25 protein-coding genes and 1 pseudogene are annotated in these 22,529 nt (G+C 60.2%); 10 read left to right on the top strand and 16 right to left on the bottom strand.

Going from position 1 to position 22,529, the window contains the following annotated elements; genetic code table 11:
• Positions 1-5: 5 nt before the first annotated feature.
• Complete coding sequence (locus ACF3NP_RS07230) at positions 6-386, bottom strand: recombinase family protein (protein ID WP_239660044.1); 381 nt, start codon at positions 384-386, stop codon at positions 6-8.
• Between the two features lie 211 nt (positions 387-597).
• On the opposite strand from ACF3NP_RS07230, the pseudogene ACF3NP_RS07225 reads away from it, so the two are divergent.
• The 6 genes and pseudogenes from ACF3NP_RS07225 to ACF3NP_RS07200 all read left to right on the top strand — a co-directional run.
• Positions 598-702, top strand: a pseudogene (locus ACF3NP_RS07225) (TetR/AcrR family transcriptional regulator); the annotation flags it as partial.
• A gap of 15 nt (positions 703-717) precedes the next feature.
• Positions 718-1,143: a TetR/AcrR family transcriptional regulator gene (locus tag ACF3NP_RS07220; RefSeq protein WP_392399140.1), complete on the top strand. Its 426-nt coding sequence runs from the start codon at positions 718-720 to the stop codon at positions 1,141-1,143.
• The gene (locus ACF3NP_RS07215; RefSeq protein WP_003849971.1) at positions 1,140-1,499 is read left to right on the top strand and encodes a DMT family transporter; all 360 of its coding nucleotides are present in this window, start codon (positions 1,140-1,142) and stop codon (positions 1,497-1,499) included. Before ACF3NP_RS07220 ends, ACF3NP_RS07215 begins: the two co-directional genes overlap by 4 nt.
• Entirely contained in the window at positions 1,496-1,825 is a 330-nt protein-coding gene (locus tag ACF3NP_RS07210) for a DMT family transporter (protein ID WP_003849969.1), read from the top strand. The genes ACF3NP_RS07215 and ACF3NP_RS07210 overlap by 4 nt, the downstream gene beginning before the upstream one ends.
• Before the next feature lie 99 nt (positions 1,826-1,924).
• Complete coding sequence (locus ACF3NP_RS07205; RefSeq protein ID WP_174232238.1) at positions 1,925-2,239, top strand: NIPSNAP family protein; 315 nt, start codon at positions 1,925-1,927, stop codon at positions 2,237-2,239.
• 246 nt (positions 2,240-2,485) lie between these two features.
• A complete protein-coding gene (locus tag ACF3NP_RS07200) occupies positions 2,486-5,038 on the top strand; it encodes a class I SAM-dependent methyltransferase (RefSeq protein WP_392398566.1) in 2,553 nt (850 codons plus the stop codon).
• Between the two features lie 285 nt (positions 5,039-5,323).
• Here the strand turns inward: ACF3NP_RS07200 and ACF3NP_RS07195 are convergent, their stop codons facing one another.
• Both ACF3NP_RS07195 and ACF3NP_RS07190 read right to left on the bottom strand, forming a co-directional pair.
• Entirely contained in the window at positions 5,324-8,437 is a 3,114-nt protein-coding gene (locus ACF3NP_RS07195; protein ID WP_392398565.1) for an N-6 DNA methylase, read from the bottom strand.
• 133 nt (positions 8,438-8,570) lie between these two features.
• On the bottom strand, positions 8,571-8,768 hold the full coding sequence (locus ACF3NP_RS07190; protein WP_392398564.1) for a winged helix-turn-helix transcriptional regulator: 198 nt from the start codon (positions 8,766-8,768) through the stop codon (positions 8,571-8,573).
• Between the two features lie 76 nt (positions 8,769-8,844).
• Here ACF3NP_RS07190 and ACF3NP_RS07185 point away from each other — a divergent pair, with 76 nt between their 5' ends.
• Positions 8,845-9,555: an IS6-like element ISCef5 family transposase gene (locus tag ACF3NP_RS07185; RefSeq protein WP_035004237.1), complete on the top strand. Its 711-nt coding sequence runs from the start codon at positions 8,845-8,847 to the stop codon at positions 9,553-9,555.
• A gap of 195 nt (positions 9,556-9,750) precedes the next feature.
• On the opposite strand, the gene ACF3NP_RS07180 is transcribed toward ACF3NP_RS07185, so the two are convergent.
• The 10 genes from ACF3NP_RS07180 to thiO form a co-directional block, all read right to left on the bottom strand.
• The gene (locus ACF3NP_RS07180; protein ID WP_392398563.1) at positions 9,751-10,392 is read right to left on the bottom strand and encodes a hypothetical protein; all 642 of its coding nucleotides are present in this window, start codon (positions 10,390-10,392) and stop codon (positions 9,751-9,753) included.
• Between the two features lie 1,572 nt (positions 10,393-11,964).
• On the bottom strand, positions 11,965-12,615 hold the full coding sequence (locus tag ACF3NP_RS07175; RefSeq protein WP_392398562.1) for a CAP domain-containing protein: 651 nt from the start codon (positions 12,613-12,615) through the stop codon (positions 11,965-11,967).
• A gap of 106 nt (positions 12,616-12,721) precedes the next feature.
• Positions 12,722-13,399 (bottom strand): type 1 glutamine amidotransferase domain-containing protein, encoded by a 678-nt coding sequence (locus tag ACF3NP_RS07170; RefSeq protein WP_392398561.1) that lies wholly within the window; start codon positions 13,397-13,399, stop codon positions 12,722-12,724.
• 40 nt (positions 13,400-13,439) lie between these two features.
• A complete protein-coding gene (locus ACF3NP_RS07165; protein WP_392398560.1) occupies positions 13,440-13,841 on the bottom strand; it encodes a hypothetical protein in 402 nt (133 codons plus the stop codon).
• 167 nt (positions 13,842-14,008) lie between these two features.
• A complete protein-coding gene (locus ACF3NP_RS07160; protein WP_392398559.1) occupies positions 14,009-14,563 on the bottom strand; it encodes a hypothetical protein in 555 nt (184 codons plus the stop codon).
• Between the two features lie 9 nt (positions 14,564-14,572).
• Entirely contained in the window at positions 14,573-15,007 is a 435-nt protein-coding gene (locus ACF3NP_RS07155) for a hypothetical protein (protein WP_392398558.1), read from the bottom strand.
• A 17-nt stretch (positions 15,008-15,024) separates the two neighbouring features.
• On the bottom strand, positions 15,025-16,086 hold the full coding sequence (locus ACF3NP_RS07150; protein WP_392399139.1) for a ThiF family adenylyltransferase: 1,062 nt from the start codon (positions 16,084-16,086) through the stop codon (positions 15,025-15,027).
• Between the two features lie 39 nt (positions 16,087-16,125).
• Positions 16,126-16,908, bottom strand: coding sequence for a thiazole synthase (locus ACF3NP_RS07145; protein WP_392398557.1), 783 nt, complete (start codon positions 16,906-16,908; stop codon positions 16,126-16,128).
• Between the two features lie 2 nt (positions 16,909-16,910).
• Complete coding sequence (gene thiS, locus ACF3NP_RS07140) at positions 16,911-17,105, bottom strand: sulfur carrier protein ThiS (RefSeq protein ID WP_392398556.1); 195 nt, start codon at positions 17,103-17,105, stop codon at positions 16,911-16,913.
• The gene (gene thiO / locus ACF3NP_RS07135; RefSeq protein WP_392399138.1) at positions 17,102-18,169 is read right to left on the bottom strand and encodes a glycine oxidase ThiO; all 1,068 of its coding nucleotides are present in this window, start codon (positions 18,167-18,169) and stop codon (positions 17,102-17,104) included. The genes thiS and thiO overlap by 4 nt, the downstream gene beginning before the upstream one ends.
• A gap of 85 nt (positions 18,170-18,254) precedes the next feature.
• On the opposite strand from thiO, the gene ACF3NP_RS07130 reads away from it, so the two are divergent.
• Positions 18,255-18,629, top strand: a complete 375-nt coding sequence (locus tag ACF3NP_RS07130) for an ectoine synthase (protein ID WP_181889989.1) — start codon at positions 18,255-18,257, stop codon at positions 18,627-18,629.
• Here ACF3NP_RS07130 and ACF3NP_RS07125 read toward each other — a convergent pair.
• The 3 genes from ACF3NP_RS07125 to ACF3NP_RS07115 are packed head-to-tail and all read right to left on the bottom strand — an operon-like array spanning position 18,626 to position 20,472.
• Positions 18,626-19,291 carry a thiamine phosphate synthase gene (locus ACF3NP_RS07125; protein ID WP_181889990.1) on the bottom strand — a complete coding sequence of 222 codons (666 nt, stop codon included), beginning with the start codon at positions 19,289-19,291 and terminating at the stop codon, positions 18,626-18,628. The two genes, ACF3NP_RS07130 and ACF3NP_RS07125, sit on opposite strands and share 4 nt — an antisense overlap.
• Positions 19,284-19,535, bottom strand: a complete 252-nt coding sequence (locus ACF3NP_RS07120) for a DUF7218 family protein (RefSeq protein ID WP_181889991.1) — start codon at positions 19,533-19,535, stop codon at positions 19,284-19,286. Before ACF3NP_RS07120 ends, ACF3NP_RS07125 begins: the two co-directional genes overlap by 8 nt.
• Before the next feature lie 10 nt (positions 19,536-19,545).
• Complete coding sequence (locus tag ACF3NP_RS07115) at positions 19,546-20,472, bottom strand: cation diffusion facilitator family transporter (protein WP_392398555.1); 927 nt, start codon at positions 20,470-20,472, stop codon at positions 19,546-19,548.
• A gap of 100 nt (positions 20,473-20,572) precedes the next feature.
• Here ACF3NP_RS07115 and ACF3NP_RS07110 point away from each other — a divergent pair, with 100 nt between their 5' ends.
• Together ACF3NP_RS07110 and ACF3NP_RS07105 are read left to right on the top strand one after the other, a co-directional pair.
• Complete coding sequence (locus tag ACF3NP_RS07110; protein WP_070473261.1) at positions 20,573-20,740, top strand: glycerol dehydrogenase; 168 nt, start codon at positions 20,573-20,575, stop codon at positions 20,738-20,740.
• Positions 20,741-20,782: 42 nt separating this feature from the next.
• Positions 20,783-22,525 carry a BCCT family transporter gene (locus tag ACF3NP_RS07105; RefSeq protein WP_392398554.1) on the top strand — a complete coding sequence of 581 codons (1,743 nt, stop codon included), beginning with the start codon at positions 20,783-20,785 and terminating at the stop codon, positions 22,523-22,525.
• Positions 22,526-22,529 lie beyond the last annotated feature (4 nt).

The raw sequence follows: 22,529 nt of genomic DNA, 5'->3' as shown, positions 1-22,529 counted from the left end.
CGGGGTTATTTTTTTTCAACTATTTCACGGTGTTGATCCAGCTCTTTCACGGCCTTACCCAACTGAACAAAACCCAACAGCCCTAGCATCAGCTTGGCGATCGGGGTGGAGTCTTTTGAGTAGGTCTGTCCCTCCTTGAGGAACTTCACCGACACTCCTTTGCTGACTAGCTCGTCAACAATGGCGTACAGATCCGTCAGTGAACGCGCGCACCGATCCATCGACGTGACGACAAGCTGATCTCCTGCACGGACATATCGCATTGCTTCATCAAGTCCAGGGCGCTCACGCGATCCACCACTGGCCTTATCCGTGTAATAGGTGAAGACCTTCTCTGCCTTGAGTTGTTCAATCTGACGATCAAGGTTCTGATCTTTCGAACTCACCCGGGCATAGCCCACCTTTTGTCCTGAGATCGCCCCCAACTGTTCAGTGATCTCCAGAGGCAGTGACGGTTCTGTTCCGTTAGTCTTGGAACTAACCCTAGCGAACAGGAAGTTTTGTCATTCACAAATTGTTCGCTTGGGGTGTACCCCAGGTGCCCCTACCAGCGCCCGCAGTTGAAGGCTTCACCTACCAAATGGTAAAGTTAGCTATATGCGAACCAGTCAGCGCTCCGAGATCCTGGAAGCTGCCCTCCGCGTCATGAACGCAGCGGAGGGTGGCGACATTACCCTTGACGCAGTGGCCCACGAGGCCGGGCTCACCAAACCGGGATTGCTATATCACTTCCGCAACCGCGACGTACTGCTCGCCGCGATCGTCGACCACGCTGCGGCCAACGTCGAGAACGACATGACTGCCACCCTTGGCAAGCCCCTCGAGAACGCCAACGCCACCGAGCGGCTCCTGAGCTACGTTCACGTCGCCGCCCACGGGGCCGCCAAGCGCGCCGAGTTCATCATCTGGGGCCAAGCGACGTATCGGCCCGAACTCACCGAACCGTGGACTACGCGGATGGGCCGCTGGCTCGAACTCCCGGACGATCTCGACGCCGCCACCCGAGCCAGGCTGACCACCGCCCGACTCGCCGCCGACGGACTCTGGGGCGCCCAGGCCACAGGTGTGTCCACCCTCCACGGCGCGGATCTCGAAGCCGTCGTCTCCAGCATTCGCTCCCTGATCGAAGGAACAACCCCATGAAGCAGTGGTTCCTGCTCGCTGGCGCCATCACTACCGAAGTGGCGGCGACGCTGTCTCTCAAGGCGGCGCTCAATCACCCATCCTGGTACATCGTGGTTGCTGCCGGATACATCGGCGCTTTCGTCTTCCTCACCTTCTGCCTGCGCGAAGGAATGCAGATCGGCGTCGCCTATGGCATCTGGGGAGCCAGCGGGGTCGTGCTCGCCGCCGTGCTATCCGCCGCGATTTTCGGTGAACCTCTGACCGCTGTGATGGGTCTTGGAATGGTTGCGATCATCAGCGGTGTCCTCACCGTCGAACTCGGCTCCCAGAAAGCTCAGCAAACCGCAGCCCAGGAAGCAGGAGTCAACTCATGAGATGGATCTTCCTCGCAGGCGCCATCTTGTCCGAAGTCGTCGCGACCATGTCGCTACGAGCCTCCGACGGTGGCCGGGTGAAGAAATGGTTCATCGGCGTCATCGCGGGGTATCTCGTGGCGTTCGTCGCCTTAAGTCTCGCCTTGGCCGACGGCATGGCCCTTGGCGTCGCCTACGGCATCTGGGCAGCATCCGGCGTAGCTCTCACCGCGATCCTCGCCCGGGTCATCTTCCACGAACCCCTCACCCGAACCATGGCCCTCGGCATCCTCCTCATCGCCGTCGGAGTTCTCACCGTTGAACTCGGCGCCAACTTGGCGAACTGACGCATTTCCGCAGGTAAACCAGGCAGATTGGTGTGCTGCACCACGAGGCGCACAGACAAAGGCTCCCCAATGAGCGCCTGTGGGCCTAGCGTTGTGGATGTGATCACCTGTGTCGTCCACTACACCATCGACCCCGACCAGATCGCAGCCTTTGAACAGTTCGCCCGCGCTTGGATGCGGCATGTCGACGAACACGGCGGCACCCACCACGGGTACTACCTACCCGCGGAAGGTGTGAGTGACCGTGCGGAATCCCTGTTCAGCTTCCCCAGCCTGGCTGCCTACGAGCAGTACCGCACCTTGTTCGGCACCCACTCGGACTTCATCGCCGCTGACCGGATTCGAGACGAGTCCGAGTGCGTCCTGCGGTACGAGCGCACCTTCATGCGGCCGCTCCTACCCCAGGGACACTGAAAGGGACTCCGGCAGCACGCTCGGCACAACCCACAACGCCGCAGGTCAGCGCGTACAGATGGGTGTACCCTTTCCGAACGCTACGACCGTACCCCCCATGCGGCTCTTACATCCCAGCGCGGACCGCCTCTCCAACGTCAGCCCATCACCTGCAGCACAAATCCTTCGAAATTTCTGCACTTGATAGCCCATACCCCCCTATACTTCCCACGAATACATCTCCCACTAATAGCCCAGGAAACAACATTGAAACGACCAGCCAGCACTAAGGTTATTGCTACGGCATTAGCCGCCTGCCTTCTTTCCGCACCTACCGCAATCGCCAAGCCGTCAAACACTATCCATGCCAAAACGCAAGAAGAGGGGGACATTGAATCCTTAGAGATCTCCCCAAACCTCCACTGCATGTTGCGGCACCACGGAAATATCGAACCATCGTTCTTCGGCGGAGACAGCTGTGGAACGTTTATCGCTATCGAGCGCGAGGGGGGAAATGGGGAGATTGAGTACGACGCTTTCGGATCTGGCGCCTACGGCGTGTACGGATACGAGGACTTCACCCCGATTAGTCAGGAGGTGACAGGAACCGGCAAGCCAGAGGACCCCTTCCGCATCATCTCGAAGGTTGCCGCAGGTTCGACAGGAATTGTAATCACCCAAGAAGATAGGCTTCTGGAAGACAACACCACTGTCATGACAAAGATAGAAGTCGAAAATAACAGTGGCCAGAAGAAAAACGTCGCTCTATATCGGGCTGGAGATTGCTACCTAGCCGACAACGACCTTGGTGAGGTTGCAGCAGGAGAGACCTACGGCGCATGCGTCAATAAGTTGGATAAGGAAGAACGACTCATCCAATTCAGGCATGAGCGACGAGAGGACGACCACAAAGGAGGAGATAGGGGCGCCATAGCTGCACGTTATCAAGACGTATATGGTGCCATCTCCAGATATGAGACATTCAGGCCACTTAGCGGACAAATTGGCGAAGTTGATAACGGCGCAGGACTTAGCTGGAAGGTTTCCCTGCCGAACGGTAAGTCAAACTTCTATTCCTCAATGTCATACCGTCGCAATACAGAAGCTTCCGATAAAGATAAAGACCACCTTCTCGACAGCTGGGAAGATGAGGGAGCCGTCGTAAACTCGTCCAACCTCCGCATCGATGCGTGGACTGGTTCAGACCAGCCTGACGTTTTGGTTTCGGTGGGGTGGATGGCACCTCCCAGCAACCCAACACTCATCGAAAAAATCAAAGAGGAGCGGGGGTGGACTCGCGGTGGCGCTCGTTGCTGGGGGTTTGAACCCGACCAAGAAGTCCTCGACAGGGCAGCCGAGATCTTCGCGGAAAGCGGGATACGAGTCCACTTTGATAAAGGGGACGCAAACTCAAAGTACAGCCTCACAAAATCCGGTGGCGAAATTGAGTACCGCGAATTCTTCTCCCCGAGCCAAAAACCCAAGGACCTTGAACAAAGCTTCGATTGGCAGCGGGATCAAATTTTAAGCAGAGACTCTGAACGCCTTGGGCGAGAAAAGGTTTTCCACACCGTCTTATTTGCAGACAAGATCCCCGGAGACCACACCGGGTTATCGTCTGACATACCAGGCAGGGATGCCGTTATCGGTTACACGCTCGAAGAATGTCGAGGCGGGACTGTTGCTAGAGAGAATAGGGAGGTTAAAGCTAGAGTCCTAGTTCATGAATTAGGCCATAACCTCGGCCTCGGCCATGGTGGACCCGTTGCTTTAACAAATAGGCGGACTGGTATCGGCGCTTGGAGAGAAGAAGACGCACACATTAACTGCAAGCCGGAGTACCGAAGCATTATGAATTACCGGTACCTCTACAACATTCAGGCAATTCGCGACAAAGATGCGGACGGGGTAAAAAACCAACCCCTTTTCTCCGACATTTACGCAGAAAATCTAAGCTGGCCTCTGCGAGATAAGGATGCCGATAATCCTGGCGAGTGTCGTCTCCTAGACCGGGAATTTTTTAATTTCAAAATCATTGATGATCCGTACGTCCGGAAGTACAACGTCGCTTCCGATGTTGACAACTTCCAATTTGGCGGGGAACTTGACGGAGAAAAAGAAAAGTACATCGGCTACCTGGCAGGCGACTCCCTTCTCGCTAATGCTAGTCGAGGCTCTCACAGTAACTTCGTGCCAGAAGCTCCTATAAGTAAATTCTTCGAAAGGGGCCTGGTTAACCTTCCAGGGCAAGCAGGATTCCTTCTCGTAGGTGAAGATATTTTTGTTCAAGGACTGGAGGGGCAGACCACCAAGTTCAAGATCGAGAACATTGGTTCCACGACACTAGAACTTGATCTTCTCTTCGACGATCACCCCGTCGAATCTTTCAGCCTTCTTGGTTTTGAGCAAAAAGAGCTTGACGTTACGGTTCCAGCTCAAGCCGTCCAGTCCCCTCGCAATAGAGTCAATGTGTCGCTAGTTGACAAACAGGGAAATGTGCTGCAAAAGAGCGAACTCGAATTTGACACGGTTGATCCACAGCAGAGGATTGCGAACGAGGTACTGACCTTAATTAACGACATGGGGAAGGAGTCTTCCCGACCGCAGCTTGTCAACAACTTACGGCGATCCCTATCTGACCAAAACACGCCTGCAACCACCACAAACACGCCTGCAACCACCACAAACACGCCTGCAACCACCACAAACACGCCTGCAACCACCACAAACACGCCTGCAACCACCACAAACACGCCTGGGAAACAAGATCACCCCGATGATTCGAGCGCTTCTTCGAAAGGATCAGCCGGGCGGCTCTAGCTCTAAGCATTCGCTAATCGCCTTGCTAGTAATCATTCCAGTTGCCCTTGCTGGGTTATACCCATTTGTTGAACCGCAACTTCGTAAATTGGGATTCCCCCTGCCCTAGTCTGGTGGCCAATTGAATTCGAATGCCCACTAAAATGAGCAATCTTCACCGCGCGCCGGCGGGGCAACTGGGTTAATCTTTTTCTCAGTCGCCGCCTACCCCCCGGCCGGCGGCAAGGCCCAGGGGACAATGCAGCCCACCCCCCCGCTGCACCCTGGGCCGCTTTTATGCGCGCCCTACTCGGACTTGCCCAGCCCCAGCAGTTCAGACACCGCTTTATCTAGCCGGTCAGAAAGCCCTTGCGCGTCGAGTTGTTGCCGGATCGCGGCTCGTACCTTCTGGAAGCCTTTTCCGCCGGTCGGGACGTCAGCGGCGACACCTTCACACTCAGCACTGAGCGCTACAAGTTCTTCATGGACGGGGTTGCCTACCTCATACGTCGGAATAGCCAGACGCCACGGGTAGGTATCGAAGTCTCGCCCTCCAAACAACCCGAAGGATTGGTACTCGGATACTAATTCGGTAGTTATCGGCGCATTAAGTATGGCGACGAGATACCTTGCCTCACTCATACTTCGCACTGGCAGCCAATAAAGTTTGTGGTCGATAATCACGCCGGGCTGGTTGATAATCGCGGCCGATAGTCGGGTGCCTGACTTTGTGTAGACCACGCGCAGGGCAGAGCCACCTAGTTGTTTTGCAAGTTTCGACTGGTAGTTGAGGTTTTCCCAGATGGAGAGTTTCGACTGCGCGGTTTTGTTCCCCTCCCAAACCGCATCGGCTTGTGCCCACCATTCTGCCAGTCCTGGTGCGGTATCCGCGATGCGTTGTTCTTCTATCAGTTTGCCGAAGTCTATGGGCAGCACTGCCGTCCACGGTTCGAGCAGTCTGAAATCAGCAACGGTTGAGCCGAGATGCACGTCGTAGAGATATTCTTCCTCTACTACGGCGCTGAGGCCCGGCACGTTTTTCCAAGGCCGCTTTTCATCCGCCGTACGGAAAGACTGGACATTCGACTTCCCCCGGCTTAGGCCGAGTTTGCCCGTAGCACCCCGTTCTTCCACGAAAAACAACATGCGGGGGAATATCGTTGCCCCATTTACAACGATATTCCGGTAAGGCGATACCGCACCTTCCGCGCCGTCAGAAGACAAAGAAACTAGGGGTTTGGGGGTGAAGGTGAGCGCGTCCCGCGTTGCCTCCCAGCCCTTTTTATCCCGCTTGCCCTCGACGACGACCTTGGTGCTCGGGAAGCCATGTGCGGGGTTTTCTGCCGCTGTAGCCGGCTTGAGATGTTTCACTCCGAACACAACGGCGCTAGGAACTGGGAATAGGTCGTTTTTGGGGCGCACCTTGGACAGGTCCCAGGCCTCGGTGAACTCGCCGTACACCCTTTTCCCCCAGTCCCCCTTGCGCAGGCCGTCGTACTGTAACCGGCTGAGCACCGCATACGGGGTGACGAAGGCGAAGTTTCCGCCATCTTTGAGGTACTTTTCCACCGCGCGCACGAGAAACAGCCCAACAAGGTCTTGTTGCGTGGCTACGTTCGCTCCCTGCCAGAGGTTGCGGGCCTGCGAGAAGGCCTTGAACTGCGCCTGCATGTCTTCGGTCATGAAGCGGTACGACACCCACGGAGGATTACCCACGAGGACGTCCACGCGGCGGTTTTCCATCGAGAGCCAGAGCGGGCGCACCTGGTTTCGGACAAAGTATCCCCAGATTGAGTCGCGGCCCTCAGCGTTCAGCGTGCAAAGAATGTCGAACGTTGTTGCCAGCGTTTCCCGGTCGGCCGGGTCGGTGATACCGAACGATGAAAGCACGGGGTCGATACTCGGCTTCCTAGTGTCGGCGTCGGTGTAGGTTTTCGCCCGGTCGGTCATATCGGACACGAGGCGGTCGAAGGTAAGCGGGTCTTCGATCCCGGAGAGTGGAAACGCCAGTACGCGGCCAACGTCGAACAGTGTTGCTTCACCACTGAGCGCGGAAGTCATATCCACGCCGTCGGTGCGTATTTTGATCTGCGTTTCGTCGTGGTCTGCGGGTTGATACCACTGGATCGAGTCGCCAAGATGAACCGGAACCCAAACGTCGTCACGGTCGCCCTCTAGGCGGCCGCCAAGCGCGAGCAGGTAGGTAATACGCGCGAGAGACACCGATACCGGGTGAATATCGAGGCCGAAAACGTGCTCCTGGACGTGGCTTAGGATCGTGCGGTTATCCCAGCCGGCATCCTCGCCGGCGCGGATCATGCGGCGCACGAGGTGGTAGACGAACGTGCCAGAGCCGCACGAAGGGTCGAGCGCGCGCTGTTCCAACGGTTCCGTGAGTGCCTTCTCAACGATGCCTTCGGCCAGCCAATCGGGGGTGTAGTATTCGCCGGCACCTTTGCGAGTTTCGGCGTTGATAATCGACTCATAGAGCACTTTAAGGACGTCGTGCTCGGTCTTTGACCAGTCGAACATGTTGATTCGCCGGATCACTTGGCGAAGGAACTTCTCGCCTTCCGGCACAGCGAGTACCCAGTCGAAGAAGTCGGCCTCTACGACGTTGTAGATACCGGATGCACGGAAGTATTCGCCGGTAAGCATGGCGGCCGGGTTTTGCGCTAGGTCGGCAAGGTTGATCCCCATGACGGCGTGCCCGATTGCGGCGGCCTCGATGGAAAGCAGCGTGTGGTCAAGGAACAGGTTTTCTTGATCCTCGAAGCCGGTGCCGAGTGCTGAGCGAAGCAGACGCGCCCACAGTTGGCGCTTGAGGCCCGTTGTGGGGTCGTCGGCGACGCGCCGGTACATACTTTGCAGGAAGGCCTTGTCCTGGGCGTAGCCGGGGGAGTCGGCACCTAGCGCGTCCTCGATGGTGTCGGGGGTTGGCGGCACCTCTGCCGGCATTGCGAGAACTGCCTGAAGCCAAGCAATTAGATCCGCGCTTTTCGCAGGACTAGTGAGTTCAAACGACGACAACAAGGGGAAGTCGCCGGTGTTCAGATCGTGCTCGAATAGCCACCACGTCCGGCCGTCCGAGAGGATGCCGTTGTAGCGCGAGTTGGTTTGTTGCATCCGAGTTTCGACGTAGCCCTGCAACTGGTCGATGTATTCGCTTGCGTCTTCGTGGGTGGTGAGTTTCTTCTTCACCTCGATAACCGTTGCCCCGAGCGCGACGTCGATGCGGCGGCGAGTGCCGTCTGCGAGTTGTTCTTCCAGTTTGAGTGCCTTGCTGCCCGGATCGTCTGAGGGGATTAGGTCGGGGGCAGAAAGCAGCAGCATTTTTATGTCCGATTGAATGTCGGCTTCTGTTCTCCCCACGGCGGCGGGCTGTACGAGGCGTGCAAGCAAATCTGAGTCAAGGGGCATGTGACCAGATTATCCAGCGTGAGGCGTTCTATCGCTTACGGCTTGTCACCTTTTCCCGTTCGGAAAATCTAAGCCCTAAATACTTCACTGCCTCACGGCAGGGGAACCGTATATTGCTTACGGTGTGACCCCCCTAGTCTGGCATGAGGCCGTCCTCCCGGAGTGAGCGAACGTGACGCTTCACTGTCGCCTCTGAGAGGCCTGTCTCACGCATAATCTCCCGGCGTGTGGGTATCTTCCCGGTGTCGGCGAAGGCCTCGCCGATGAACAGTTGCACCCGCGCGCGCGTGGTCTGCCCCTGCATCTTCTTGCGCCGGTGGGTCTTCTTCATCGTGGCGCGTTGTTGCTGGGCGGGTGCTGTTGCAAAGTTCGGGCGACAGGAAGACCTGCGTGAAATAATCACAGCCATGGGCATCTTCTCCGGTCGTCATTTCCCCCGTGAAATCATCCTGTGGGCGGTCCGGTGGTACTGCCGCTACGGGCTCAGCTACCGCGATCTGGAAGAAATGATGACCGAACGCGGCGTACCGGTCGATCACAGCACCATCTACCGCTGGGTCCAGAAATATGCTCCTGAGCTGGACAAGCAGACCCGGTGGTACCGACAAGTCCCGGATTGGCAGGCCCGGTCCTGGCGGGTGGACGAGACCTATATCCGGGTCGGGGGAAAGTGGTGCTACCTCTATCGGGCCATCACCGCGGGTGGGCATACCCTGGATTTTTACCTGTCCCCAAAGCGTAATGTCGCCGCAGCGAAGCGTTTCCTGGCCAAGACCCTGAGGTCGAACACGATAACCGGGTTCCCGCGGGTGATCAACACCGATAAAGCACCCTCCCTGGCCAGGGCAATCGCCGAGTTGAAGTCAGAGGGAATCTGCCCGCAGACCGTGGAACACCGGCAGGTGAAATACCTCAATAACGTCATTGAAGGAGATCATGGGCGGCTGAAACGGATCCTCGGACCGAAGGGGGCGTTCAAAAACCGGACCTCGGCGTACCGGACGTTGAAAGGGATGGAAGCGATGCACTCATTACGGAAAGGCCAGGGCGCGATGTTTGCCTACGAGCAACCGAACCCGGATGCGGTGATCGTCAGCCGGGTGTTCGAGGCTGCCTGAGAACGCCGACCCGCAGCGAGCATCAGAGGATGAAGACTGGGTCGTCACGGCTCTCCGCCTGAAGTTTGCAACAGCACCCAGCAGCACCGGCGTACTGCATGAGTTGTTGCGGGTTGGGCACGGGATTTACTTCCTCAAAACGTATGACACGGGGTAAAAAGACATCCTCATCTTAGCGCTAGGACTGTCCTGCACTTATGCTGCGCGATACTCCGGCATTGTCTCGTTCGGATCGAGCGGGATCGTCACTTGATCCGGGTACGACATATTGCTATACGCCTGCACAAGCACCGCTTCTACATTGTCAAAACCGCCAAAGCGTGAGATTTTGACGCTACCGCTTGCGCCAAGTCCGCGAATTTCGCCAAACGGCGGTTCAGTACGGTAATTGTCGTTTGGACGCACCACTTCAAAAATGACGAGATAGTACTCCTTATCCGTCAACTTCGTGATATCGATATTGGCTCCGTCATCAGTGACATGCGCATCCCAACCTGCGTCTTTCGGATTGAAACGGGTACGCGCTCCATCCATGCGCTGGAACCGTCGAAGACTGTCCCGGTAGTTCTGTTCTTCCTCGTCCTCGCGCTGTTTTATTAGGCGTTGCTGCTCGCGGTACTGCTCTTCTCGTGCAAGGCGCTCCTGCTGTGCTTGGCGATCATAATCCGCCTGTTTCTGCGCTTCGATAGCGCGCTGTTTTTCTTCCTCGTAGCGCTGTTGATCAATCTCGCGCTCGTGGTCGTACTTCGCGACAAGTGCTTTCTGCTTCTTTTCACCGCGCCTATTCGTGAACACGGCGTAGATGATCCCGGCGATACCGATGATGAGTCCAGCCACACCGATAACAATTCCTACGTCCAACTCCGCATCCTCCCTATTCGACTGCGAGTGCGAATACTGTCCGTGTAATTCGCACTTGTGAGAATCATAGAATGTGTCACGAACTCCGACCCCGGATCTTGTGGATAACTGGAGTCGTGACGAGTGGAATAACGCGCAGTGTCAAAAGTGTGATAGCGCCCTGTTTCATCGCGGGAAAAGTGGTCTGAACAGGAGTTTAATACGGCTATCTGGCGGACGCTACGGGATGCGCAGTAAAAGTACTAGCGATCCTCCTTGGACCAGCGTTCTACGTCGTTGTCTTTTCATTTCTCGATGCGTAAACACGCTTCTACCTGTAGAAATGCACAGTTCGATACCTTAGGAAAGTTGTGGCAGTACAGTTCAAAGAGCGCTGACATTTCACGGTGTATTACACACGCCATCTTCCAGCGCATCATCTGTGCTGTTTTATTGTGTAGTGCGGTGGCGCGTCTTTTAGTTCTTCTGGAGTGCAATTCGCTGCATTGCGTAGTGTCCGAAACATTTCATTAACACGCACCACTCCAGTAGCACTTTTATTGCACAGCTTAATTACAACGTCATTTCATTAACACGTTTACTGTGCAGTGAATTGACGGTGTAATTGAACTGCGCATTCTAGAGACACGTTAACTGCACTTTCTACGTGCTAATTGACGGACCACTTCAGTGCGCATAGCGATCAAATTTTCTATCGCTAGCAATTAGTTTAAAATTATAACCAACAAAAACTGTCAAGAAAGCGGTTTCTACCATGGGTTTATTCGGAAATATTGTTGGCGGTTTTCTATCATCCCTGGGGGGAACTGATGATGAGTGGTATTGCGATCGCTGCAACGCTGAGTTGAATGACCAGCCAGGCTTCACGACTGATTATCAAACGTGGGAATGTGCAGAATGCGGCCATGATAATGACGTAACAAGCGCCAACCTCTACGACAGTCATGAGCACTACCAGGAGGCCATGGGGATACCCCCGTGCCCCTCTTGCAGAAACATGGTTCAAGGGGATGCGCCCGATGCCACTTATTGGTTCAACTGCACTGGCTGCAGCGAACGCTTCTACTTGGAGAACGGGGAACTCATCAGTCCTTTTGACAATAGCCGTCGCTCTACCGGGCGCACGTGTGATAGCTGTCAGCAGGAGCTTCGCGGTGACTTCACCGCACCATGGGAGGATGGCGGAAACTCCTACGGTTATGTCCAGTGCGCGTCTTGTGGCTATAAAAATATCATGGACATGGGCTAGTAAGCCTAAATATTCACGTCTGCCAAGCGATTGTGAGCGCTGAGGAAACGACTGGCATGATTTCATCATTCAGTCCACGGATCGCAATATGTCAGCATTGTCTATAACGAGCGTTGTGCTGAGCATAAAATCGTTGCGTCCACCGGGACGGTAGGTGATTTCCATGACAATGCTGCTGAGTGGAAGACGTGTCAATCTCGCACACGGGTGATCTAGTCCCACCCGGCGCAAAAACACCTACTAGGTTGGGACTATCTTCCCAACCTAGTAGGTGTTTTTCCTCTCCGCCCCTCGACTCATTAATAGTCTGCGAAGTGCTGGACGCAGTAGTAGTACCCAGTTACTGGATCTTGCGCGATGCCAATACCGACTTTCGGAGCACGGCCGTTGTTGCTCATGGCGCTGCTGTGGCCAGGTGACCCGGCGAACATGTTGATGAACTTGTCGTAATCGTTCGGGTTCATCGCGACGTTTTCAAGTCCCCGCGTATTTAACTTAGAGTGCCAGATCTTATCTCCCGGAGTCTGCGCCAATTCATCCGCAAAGCGCTGTGCAGTCGCTTCCAATGACGGGTCATAAGTGATCGCCTTTAGCGCCTTGTCACGAGAACGCCAAGCAACCAACTGATCAAACTGATCCTTCTTCGCCTGCTGGATCTCGCTCGGAGTCAGTCGCGGGTTCTTCTTGTCGATAGGATTGTGGAACTGTTTGCACTCCCAGTAGTTCGGCGTGCCATAGACGCACCCATCCGCATCCGCTTTACGTCCACCATTCGACGGAGCAGAAGCGTTGGACTGCTTCCCGGTGTTCGCCGGAGCCGACTGCGCACCCGCGTCGCCACCAGTAGAAGAGGAGGACAAATCCTCGCTTCCAAAGAGCAATCCGAGAATCAGGACAATAATGGTGACAGCAGCACCGGCGTACTGCATGAGTTGTTGCGGGTTAGGCACGGGAGCACTTCCTCAGGAAAACCAATGACGCGGGGATGTAACGACCCCTTCATAGTAAGGGGCGCAGGCGAGGCCCCTTATATTCGCGTGAAATCCGAGAGTGGGTTTATCCCACCGCCTCAAGCACCGCCTCGCCAACACCAGCCGCCGATGTCGGGTTTTGGCCGGTGATGAGTTTGCCGTCGACGACGACGTGCTTGGTCATCGGAATCTTCGCGGTGGTGTACTCGCCAGCCTGGTCGCGGAGTTTCTCCTCCAGGCTGAAGGGGACTTCCTCGGTGCGGCGGGCGAGTTTCTCTTCGGTCCAGGAGTAGCCGGTGACGTTGCGGCCGTCGAGAAGCTTGGCGCCGTTGGCGAGCGTGACGTCGAGGAGTCCGCACGGGCCGTGGCACACCGCTGAGACGATCTTGCCTGCGTCGGCAAAGTGGGCGACGGACTTGTTCACCTCGTCATTGGCGAAGTCGAACATGGTGCCGTGGCCGCCGAGGTAGATGCCGTCGAATTCGTCGAGGTTCACATCAGCGATCGCCGGGGTGTCATCGAGCTGGTCCATGAACTCGGGGTCCTCGTAGCGCTTGTTGGTGCCGCCGAGCTGGATCACCGGGGTTTTCAGGCTCACTGGGTCGATGGGCACGGCGCCGCCGTCGACGCTGGCGAGTGTGACCTCGTGGCCGGCTTCGGTGAGCACGTCGTAGAAGTGCGTGTACTCGCCGAGCCACATGCCGGTGTGGATGCCGGAGTCGGTGTAGCGGTGGACACTGGTGGAAAGCGCAAGAAATTTCATGCGCCCATTGAACCACCAGTGGGTGGGTGGGGAAGCGGGCCTACGTGGCCGGGTTGTGGACCAGCAGGCGGTCCACCTGGTCTGCCAGGTCTGGGGCTTCCGAAACGAAGTCGCCGGGCAGCTCCCGGTCCGCTTCAGCGATGACGTCCGCGTCCGGCTCACCGGTGGCCATCGCTGCCTCAGCCGCGTTGAGCAGCCGCTGCAGGCGGGGAACGTTGAGCTGGTACGCGCCGTCGTGTTCTGGGCCTTCCGTGGGTTGGATCCAGCCCGTAGCGGTGAAGATGAACATGCGGGTTTCCAGCATGTTCGTCTTCAGCCCGAGCTTGTCTTTCGGGTCTCCCAGGCCTCGCACGTAACCCCTGCGGGCCTCGCGCACAGTGCCGTCGGTGTCTAGGACTGGTCCGGAGTGATCGTCAGCGTTTCGCGCGATGTCGGCCAACATATGCAGTTCTCGGGGGAAGAGCGACGGCGCTTTTGCGCAGTACACGGCGGCTCTCAAAATCCCGCCCAAGGGCGCCTCCTTTATGCGGTTGTGGTGGAACAGGCCGACATTATAATTTTCCGTTCGATCCCGGAGGCGACGGAATCGAACGAATGTGTGGGTGGGGGTTAGATGGATGACATGGCCGGGATGGACGAGCCGCGCAGCTTCGAGTTGAACGCGATGATGCGGCCGCGGTCGGCGTAAATGTCGTTGATCTCACCGACGCGGATGATACGGCTGAGCCCCCGGTCCCCGATGAAAAAGTTGCCCTTGGTGTCACTGGCGACGAACGTGGTGCCGTAGCGGCGCAGCTGCAGATTGCCCATCTTCGGGGCGCCGGCGAAGGCGTTAGTGTCGGCGCAGTCCCACGCGTCCCACTTGCCCAGGTTCATGGCGTTGGCCTTGCCCTGGCCGGCGCACATGTGACCCGGCATGGTGTCCACCAGGCTGAGGCAGTGGATGAAGTCTTGGCCGTCGATGGCGTAGACACCGCAGCGCACAGTGTCCTGTTGGTTGGCAAACGTAGCGTACGGCGGCTGCGCGGGCAGTGCGCCGTGGGCGGCGGGCCACTGCACGCCCCGCGGGTTGAAGCCCTCGTTGGCGGAGGCAGAGGTTGCGCCGGCGGATAGGGCGGCGGTGGCGGTGAAAGCAGCGATGACGCCGCGGAGAAGCGTGCGCATGAGATCCTTCTAGAGCTTGAACAGCACCTGGTTGGTAGCGCCGGCGCGGATGACCGCGCGGGTGGCGATGTCCAACACGTACAGGTTGCCGGAGAAATCCGGGGCGATGTACGCGGAGCCGAGCTGCTTGACCTGCAGCGGGTTCAACTTCTGGGGTGGGTTGGTAAAGCCCTGGTTCCAGCAGTGGACAGCGGCGGACCCACCGCCGACGCTCACGGCCGGGGCGAGCTGCTCCGGCGGGTTGCACTCCGGCTGTGCCTTGCGTGCGGGGTCGGACACGCAGATGGTTTTCGTGGTGCCATGGACTTGGTAGATCTCGCAGCGGACGTCGCCTGCGGAGTTGGAGTAGGCGGCGCTGTTGGCGGATGCGGCCGGTGCGAGTACGGCAGCGGCGGCGATGAGAGTGGCGGTAGTAACAATGGGGGCGGTCTTTGTGATCTGCATGACACGAGTATTGCAGTTTATGTCCAGCGTTGCACGCCTCCAGGCAAAGATTTCAAAGAAATCCCCAAAGTTTCGGCAAGCGCCCCATGCTTCTCGACGAACCCTTCGGAGCGCACACCACCAGCGCAATACACCACAACCTCGTCGCCGGGCGAGAACTGCTCAAGCGCCCTCGGCACCGCCTCCGGGTCGCGTTCCACCTCGCTGAGCGGGAGGTTTATCCCCGGCACGGGTAGATCCGCGATCGCCTTCTCGTGCGGTTCACGCACGTCGAGGGAGGGGAGGTGGTGGGCCGTGAGGGCGTCGAAAAGCTCTTGCCCTTCGGTGCTTACGGAACACGCCTCGGTGTAGGTGCCTAAGTGTGTGGCGAGCTCGCGCGCCGGGTCGCGGGTGACGGTGAAGCGGCGGATGGTGGCGGAAAGCGCGTCGTACATGTGCAGACGGCCGATCTTGACCTCGCCGATGCCCGCGAGGAATTTCACCGCCTCGGTGGACATGAGCGAGCCGACCACCGAGGTGGTCACGCCGAGCACGCCGGCGGTGGCGCAATCCGGGACGGAATCCGCGTCCGGCTGGGTGGGGTAGAGGTCGCGAAGCCCCACCCCGTCCGCGGGCGCGCCGGGGCCCGAGTGCCACAGGGCAATGTCGCCGCGGTAGCGCAGCACCGAGCCCCACAGAAGCGGCGTGCCGGTGATTTCGGCGGCGTCGGCGGCGAGGAATTTGGTGGCGAAGGTGTCGGAGCCGTCGATGAGCAGGTCGATGCCGTCCAGCGCCTCGAGGAAGTTGTCGGGCGTGAGACGGTCGAAGAAGGTGGTCACTTCAATGTCCGGCTGCAGCGCGCGCAGGCGTTCGGCGGCCACGTCGACCTTCCTGCGGCCCACATCGTGCGCGCCGAAAAGGATCTGGCGGTGGATGTTGGTGATGTCCACCGTGTCGTCGTCCCACACCGTGATGCGGCCGACGCCGGTGGCCGCCAGCGTCTGCATGATCGGGCAGCCCAGCCCGCCCGCGCCGATGACCAGCACGTGGGCGTCGTGCAGGCGCTCCTGCTGCTCCGGGCCGAATCCGGGAAGGTTCATCTGGCGCGCGGTGCGCTGCAACTCGCGTTCGGGCAGCACTTACAACACCTCGTCCGCCCAGCTGGCCAGCCCGTCGAAGGTGGAGGACGCCACGGCGTGCTCGCGCTTCGGAATGCGCCCGGCGGTACGTGCAAGTCGGCCGGCCTCCACCGCGTGGCGCATTGCGTGGGCCATCGCCACCGGGTCCTGGCAGCGGTTCACCGCGCTGGCCAGCAGTACGCCGGAGCAGCCGAGCTCCATGGCCAGGGATGCGTCGGAGGCGGTGCCCACGCCAGCGTCGATAAGCACTGGCACCTGTGCGCGCGAGCAGATCAGCTCAATGTTGTGCGGGTTCAAGATGCCAAGGCCGGTGCCGATCGGCGAGCCCAGCGGCATCACCGCGGCAGCCCCCAGGTCCTCCAGGCGCTTGGCGGCCACCGGGTCGTCGGAGGTGTAAGCCAGCACGGTAAAGCCCTCGTCGATGAGCATCTCGCAGGCGTCCACGGTCTCCACCACATCGGGCAGCAGCGTGCGGTCGTCCGCGATGACCTCCAGCTTCACCCAGTCCGTGCCCAGCGCCTCGCGCGCGAGCTTGGCGGTGATCACGGCGTCGCGCGCGGTGCGGCAACCGGCGGTGTTCGGCAGCGGCGCAATATCCAGGCGCTTGAGCAGGTCGAACACGCTCTCACCGCCGCCAGTGGTGGCGGAGTGCCGCCGCATCGCCACCGTGGTCAGCTCCGTGCCGGACGCCTTGAGCGCCTGCTCCAGCATGTCGAAGGAGCTGGCCCCGCCCGTGCCCATGATCAGGTGCGAGCCAAACTGCTTTCCGGCGATCTCCAGCACTCCTAGCCTCCTTGCACTGCGGTGAGGATGTCGGCGGAGCAGCCGTCGTGAAGCTTCTGCCCCCACTGCGAGCGCGGCACGACCTCGCCGTCGATGGCCACCGCGGTGCCGTCGGCGGGTGCGCCGACCTCCGCCACGAGTTCCTCCACCGTCGCGGCGTTCGTGCTGGTTGCTTCTCCGTTGAGCGTGATGTTCATGTATGCCTCCTCGGGTCGCACGCAGTCAAGTCTATTGAGGGCTCTTGCCTATCGACGAGCTCCGCCCCCACCCGCGCCCCCAACGCCGCCAACAAAATGCCGTGCCGGAAGTAGCCGGTGGACACGACCGTGCGGTCGTCGATGCGGCCCAGGAAGGGCAGGTCGTCCGGCGTGCCGGGGCGGGCACCCGCGGTGGCCTCCAGGAAGTCGCACTCCTCCAGCGCCGGCACGAGCTCAATGGCGTCGCGCAACAGCTGGTGAATGCCCTGGACCTGGGGTTGGTCGCGCCCGTCCTCGCGGGTGGTCGCGCCAATGGTGAGCGTGCCGTCCTCTCTGGGGATGAGGTAGACGGGGCGGTCCTCCACGAAGCCTCGCACCACGCGTGTGAGAAGCGGGTACTGGTGCTGCGGCACGCGCACGTGCAAGACGTCGCCGTACACCGGGCGCAGGTCCAAGCCTTCCACGAGCTGGCTTGCGCCGAGACCGTTGGCGACGACCACCTGGTCGGCATCTTCGAGCTGGTCGAGGCTGTCAATGCGGTTGGTGGTGAAGGTGACGTTGGCGGACCGGCAGGCGTCGATAAGCGCACGCGTAAACAGGCGGGGCTGCACCTGGTGGTCGCCATCGATGCGCACCGCGCCGTTGATGGCGGGGGAGAGCGCCGGCTCGAGCTTGCGGGCTTCGCGGGTGGTGAGCTTGTCCACCGCCATGCCGTGGCGGGACTGGTACTCGGTGAGTTCCTCGAGGTGGGTCTTGTCCGCGATGTCGCGCGCGACCACGAGCGTGCCGTCGGTGCGGTAGCCGGTGGGCAGGTCCGAGTACTTGGCGGTGAGGTTGATCAGCTCGGGGTACCACTCGGCGGAGGCGCGCATCAGCGGGAAGAGCGGGTCCTGCTTGTATACCACCTCGGCGGTCGGGGCGAGCATCCCGCCCGCGTGGTGGGAGGCGCCGGAGGCCGGCTCAGGGTCGTGGACCGTGACCGTGTGGCCGCGGTCCGCGAGCGTGAGAGCCGTGGTCAAGCCGATAATTCCTGCGCCGACGACCGAGATGTTCACGCTTGACAGGGTAGCGCTTCTCCCGTGCTGTTTTGCGAATTTCGATACCGTGGCAGGTGCACGTGTGACAGACGAGATTCAAGGAGAGTGCAACATGTTCATCCGATCCCGTGAAGACGTCGACACCGTCGAATGGGGCGGCGGCACCAGCGAACGCCTGCTCACCGCCCGCGACAACATGGGGTTCGCCGTCGCCCACACCGTGGTCCGCGCTGGCACCGAATCCAAACTGGAATACCGCAACCACCTCGAGGCCTGCTACTGCATCGCCGGCTCCGGGGAGGTCGAAGACACCGACGGCAACATCTACCCCATCACCCCGGGCACCATCTACGTGCTGGACGAGCACGACCCGCACTACCTGCGCGGCGGCAAGGACGAGGACCTCGTGCTGGTGTCCGTGTTCAACCCGGCGATTACCGGTGACGAGGTGCACGAGCTCACCGGCGACGGGTTCAGCTCGTACTAGCTGGTGGCTGCGTGGTCCTGCGCGCCGCGGTCGAATTCGGCGATCACGCGCTCGCAGTACGCCTTCGCGTCGTCGGCGTGCATGATGCCGCGCACGATGGCCAGCCCGTCCACGCCCGCGCGGGCCAGGTCGTAGGCGTCGTCGGCGGTGACGTCGCCGATGGCCACCAGCGGCAGCTCGGAGGCGGCCACCAGCTCCGGGTAGCCGTCCAGCCCGATCGGAGCGCGTCCGGAATCCTTCGTCGGGGTGGCGCGGAACGGCCCGCAGCCGATGTAGTCGATCACGTCCTTGTGCTCGTTGGCGGCCTGGACCAGCTCTAACGTTCCGGTGGTCAGACCGATGATCGCGTCCGGCCCGAGCAACTCGCGCACCACTCGCACGTCCAGGTCGTCCTGGCCGACGTGGACGCCGGAAATGCCTTCGTGGCGGAGGGCGGCGGCGACGTCGGCGCGGTCGTCGATAAGCACATGTGTTTGCGGGTTGACGGAGTGGACAGCCTCGGCGACGGCGCGGGAGAGCGCGTAGAGCTCGCGCGCGGTGATCGGCTTCGAGCGCACCTGGATCACACCCGCGCCGCCGGCGGCGGCCTGGCGGGCGCGCTCCACGACGTCCGGGCCCTGGCCAGTGACGAAGTAGCAGCGCAGGTCAAGCGGCTTAGTCACGCAGCGCCTCGATCAGCTCGTCCTTGGTCATCTCGGAGCGGCCCTCGATGTCGAGCTCCTGGGCGCGTTTATACAGCTCGTCTTTGGTCCAGTCCTCGTAGGAGCCGGACTCGCCGCCGCGCTCGCCGACTTTGGAGCGGCCGTCGCGCGCCGCCGCGTTGGCGATGGCGGCCGCCTTGGACTTGGAGTTGCCCTCGCGCAGCAGGGCCTCGTAGAGCTCGGGATCCTTGATCGAATCAGCCATGGCTGCCAGCCTAGACCGTCATCGGGCCGGTGCGGGTGGGATGTCCCAGCGGCTCCACGTGCACGATGGTTTCCGCGCCGCCGAGGGCTTCGGCCACGCCGGCCTCGATCGCGTCGGCGTGGTCGTGGGCGTGGGAAACGGACCAGTCGCCGGGGACCTGCATGACCAGGTTGACCATGCGCTCGCGCCCGGCCGCGGTGGTGCGCACCGAAGTGAACTTCACGCCGTTGGCGGCGGCGTACTCGTCCAAGTAGGCGTGGACGATCTGGTTTTCTTCCTTCGGCAGCGACTCCGCCAGCAGGCCCAGGATCGCGCCCTTGAGCAGCTTGTAGCCGGTGAACATGATGTTCGCGCCCACCACCAGCGCGACAATCGGGTCGAGCGGCTGCCAGCCGGTCAGCCACACAAGCGCCATGCCGACGATGACGCCGACGGTGGTCCAGACGTCGGTGAGCAGGTGGTGCCCGTCGGCGTCCAAGGTGGTGGAGCGGTACTTTTTGCCCGCGCGGATCAGCACCACGCCAACCGCGCCGTTGATCGCGGTGGCCACGACGGAAAAGACCAGGCCGATGCCGAGCTGCTCCACCGGCACGGGGTGGACCAGCCGGTCCACGGCGGTGACGATGATCGCCACAGACGCCAACAGGATCAGCGAGCCCTCCACCTGGGCGGAGAAGTACTCGGCGCGGGCGTGGCCGAAGTGGTGGTTGGCGTCCGCGGGCTTCGCCGACAGCTTCAGCGCCCACAGGCCCACCGCGGCGGCGATGAGGTTGACACCGGATTCGATGGCGTCTGAAAGAAAGCCCACCGAGCCCGTCACCCAGGCGGCGGTCGCCTTCAACACAATGGTCAGCACCGCTGCAGCGATGGAAAGCCATATGAATCGTTCGAGGAGTTTTTGCTCGTTATCTGCCACGGTATTCGCCACGGTTGTCATCCCTCTCAAGCCCGCGTTGCAGAGGCTGAGCCTAGCAAATCGGTACCGTGGTTCGAACACACCGCAAATCACTTAATAAAGCTAAGGAAGGTTTTTCACTATGGGCCGTTGGGTCGTCGCAATCGCTGGTGCCGTCATTGGCGCGCTGTTTTTCGGTTGGCTGCTGCAGATGCTGGGGGTGACCGGCATCCTCTACACCGTCGGCGTGCTGGTGGGCTCAGCTGTCACGTCTTCTCTCGCCGGCACGCTGATCAAGCCCGGCCGCTAACGCCGGACGCTAACCAGACCAAAACCCTAGATAGGACCACGCATGGCGCGCACACGCCGTTTGCAATCTGATCCCCTGATTTTCTTCTCCGCGCTGGGTTTCATCCTGGTGTTCGTCGCCGCCACCCTGGCGTTCGGCGACCAAGCCCGCGAAACCTACGCGGCCGTCTCCGGCTGGCTGATGGACCACTTCACGTGGCTCTACATCGGCGGCGTCTCCGCCACGCTGATCTTCCTCATCGTGGTGTTCGTCTCCCGCTACGGCAACCTGCGCCTGGGCGATGATGACGACGAGCCGGAGTATTCCTACCCCGTCTGGTTCGCCATGCTCTTCGCCGCCGGCATGGGCGCGACGCTGATGTTCTGGGGCGCGGCCGAGCCGCTCAACCACGCCTACAACCCGCCGCGCGGCGGCTACGACTCCATGAGCCGCGACGCGATTATCCAGGCGTTCCAGTTCACCTACTACCACTTCGGCATCCACATGTGGGTCATCTTCACGTTGCCTGGTCTGGCCGTGGGGTACTTCGTCTATAAGCGAAAGATGCCCGCGCGCATGTCGTCGATGTTCTCGCCGCTGCTCGGCGGCAAGGTCTACGACACCCCGGGCAAGCTGCTCGACGCCCTGGGCATCATCGGCACTGTCTTCGGCCTCGCCGTGTCCGTGGGCCTGGGTGTGCTGCAGATTTCTGCGGGCATGAACATTCTTTGGGACGTCCCACTGGTCACCCCCGTACAAATCGGCATCATCTGCGCGATCACCCTCGCCGCCTCGATTTCCGTGGCCACGGGTCTGGACAAGGGGGTGAAGATCCTGTCCAACCTGAACATCGCCGGCACGGTTCTGCTGATGATCTTTGTGCTGCTCACCGGCCCCACGCTGAAGCTGCTCGGCCAGATCACCGAGTCCTTCGGCATCTACGCCCAGTCGCTGCCGGAGCTGATGTTCTGGGTGGATTCCTACAACGACAACCCGGGCTGGCACGCCACCTGGACCGCCTTCTACTGGGCGTGGACTATTTGCTGGTCGCCGTTTGTGGGCATGTTCTTCGCCCGCATCTCCCGCGGCCGCACTGTGCGCGAGTTCATCGGCGGCACGCTGCTTCTGCCCACCACCTTCGACCTGATCTGGTTTTCCATCTTCGGCCGCGCTGCCATTGACATGGAGGAGCAGGACCCGGGCGTGCTCACCACCCCGGTGGTGGAGGAGGGCGACACCCCGCAGGCGCTGTTCACCCTGCTCGCGGACTACCCGCTCTACGCCGTCACCGGCACCCTCGCGCTGGTGGTGATCGTGTTCTACTTTGTCACCTCCATGGACTCCGCGGCTCTAGTGATGGACATGTTCGCCTCCGGCGAGGAGAACAAGTCGCCCACCTTCTACCGCGTGGGCTGGGTGGTGGCCGTCGGCCTGGTCACCGGCGCGCTGCTGTTTATCAACGATTCCGGCATTGAAGCCCTGCAGCAAGTGGTGATCATCATCGCGCTGCCGTTCTTCTTCATGTACTTCGTCATGATGTACTCGCTGATCAAGGCGATGAACGACGACTCCGCCGCCGCGCGCAAGACCCGCTCGCGCACCTGGGAGAAGACCGACACCGCGGAGAAGCTCGAGGAGGGCGAGAACAAGCCGGCCCCGGGCTACGACTCTGAAGGCAACGAGGTCGAGCGCCCCGAGCTCGAGTATGACGCGGAGGACGACTCGTGGAAGTTCCCCGAGGGCTTCAGGTTGGATCGCAGCGGCGAGAACGACACGCTTGTCGACGACCGCAGGTCCGATACGTAACTAG

It is taken from the genome of Corynebacterium lehmanniae, from assembly GCF_043161975.1.
Classification (GTDB): domain Bacteria; phylum Actinomycetota; class Actinomycetes; order Mycobacteriales; family Mycobacteriaceae; genus Corynebacterium; species Corynebacterium lehmanniae.
This window is presented reverse-complemented; position numbering and strand designations above follow the sequence as displayed.

What these genes read in the sequence shown, in the direction of transcription:
- ACF3NP_RS07215 (WP_003849971.1), top strand. Translation starts at nt 1,140, where the DNA reads ATGAAGCAGTGGTTCCTGCTCGCTGGCGCCATCACTACCGAAGTGGCG.
- ACF3NP_RS07210 (WP_003849969.1), top strand. Translation starts at nt 1,496, where the DNA reads ATGAGATGGATCTTCCTCGCAGGCGCCATCTTGTCCGAAGTCGTCGCG.
- ACF3NP_RS07195 (WP_392398565.1), bottom strand. Translation starts at nt 8,437, where the DNA reads ATGCCCCTTGACTCAGATTTGCTTGCACGCCTCGTACAGCCCGCCGCC.
- ACF3NP_RS07190 (WP_392398564.1), bottom strand. Translation starts at nt 8,768, where the DNA reads ATGAAGAAGACCCACCGGCGCAAGAAGATGCAGGGGCAGACCACGCGC.
- ACF3NP_RS07185 (WP_035004237.1), top strand. Translation starts at nt 8,845, where the DNA reads ATGGGCATCTTCTCCGGTCGTCATTTCCCCCGTGAAATCATCCTGTGG.
- ACF3NP_RS07170 (WP_392398561.1), bottom strand. Translation starts at nt 13,399, where the DNA reads ATGAAATTTCTTGCGCTTTCCACCAGTGTCCACCGCTACACCGACTCC.
- ACF3NP_RS07165 (WP_392398560.1), bottom strand. Translation starts at nt 13,841, where the DNA reads ATGTTGGCCGACATCGCGCGAAACGCTGACGATCACTCCGGACCAGTC.
- ACF3NP_RS07160 (WP_392398559.1), bottom strand. Translation starts at nt 14,563, where the DNA reads ATGCGCACGCTTCTCCGCGGCGTCATCGCTGCTTTCACCGCCACCGCC.
- ACF3NP_RS07155 (WP_392398558.1), bottom strand. Translation starts at nt 15,007, where the DNA reads ATGCAGATCACAAAGACCGCCCCCATTGTTACTACCGCCACTCTCATC.
- ACF3NP_RS07150 (WP_392399139.1), bottom strand. Translation starts at nt 16,086, where the DNA reads ATGAACCTTCCCGGATTCGGCCCGGAGCAGCAGGAGCGCCTGCACGAC.
- thiS (WP_392398556.1), bottom strand. Translation starts at nt 17,105, where the DNA reads ATGAACATCACGCTCAACGGAGAAGCAACCAGCACGAACGCCGCGACG.
- ACF3NP_RS07130 (WP_181889989.1), top strand. Translation starts at nt 18,255, where the DNA reads ATGTTCATCCGATCCCGTGAAGACGTCGACACCGTCGAATGGGGCGGC.
- ACF3NP_RS07120 (WP_181889991.1), bottom strand. Translation starts at nt 19,535, where the DNA reads ATGGCTGATTCGATCAAGGATCCCGAGCTCTACGAGGCCCTGCTGCGC.
- ACF3NP_RS07115 (WP_392398555.1), bottom strand. Translation starts at nt 20,472, where the DNA reads ATGACAACCGTGGCGAATACCGTGGCAGATAACGAGCAAAAACTCCTC.
- ACF3NP_RS07110 (WP_070473261.1), top strand. Translation starts at nt 20,573, where the DNA reads ATGGGCCGTTGGGTCGTCGCAATCGCTGGTGCCGTCATTGGCGCGCTG.
- ACF3NP_RS07105 (WP_392398554.1), top strand. Translation starts at nt 20,783, where the DNA reads ATGGCGCGCACACGCCGTTTGCAATCTGATCCCCTGATTTTCTTCTCC.